Below are 233 nucleotides of genomic sequence, written 5' to 3'. Positions count from 1 at the left end.
CGCAATTCGCGGCACCTCGTCGTTTCGGGTTAAGCCCCGCTGTATTCCCTACATGCTTGCGACAGTGATCGCTTTGCCTACATCGTGAAAAGTGATTCAGCCTGAGCGTTGACCCGCTTACCGCGCCGCCATCCGTCGTCGGTATTCGGCCGGAGAGATGCCAAGATTCTGTTTGAACACCCGGTGGAACTGGGGGTAGCTCCCGAAGCCCGCGGCGAAAGCGGCTTCGGTAA

The 233-nt window shown here is 58.8% G+C and carries 1 protein-coding gene; it reads right to left on the bottom strand.

Annotation, left to right across the window (positions count from 1 at the left end; all coding sequences use genetic code 11):
• Positions 1–117: 117 nt before the first annotated feature.
• Positions 118–233 (bottom strand): AraC family transcriptional regulator (locus R0J87_RS25005; protein ID WP_498889723.1); only part of this gene is annotated, 116 nt, incomplete at its 5' end.

This window comes from Halomonas sp. SIMBA_159 (assembly GCF_046536035.1).
GTDB lineage: Bacteria > Pseudomonadota > Gammaproteobacteria > Pseudomonadales > Halomonadaceae > Vreelandella > Vreelandella venusta_A.
The sequence above is the reverse complement of the archived record's forward strand: the minus strand, read 5'-3'. Positions and strand labels throughout refer to the sequence as shown.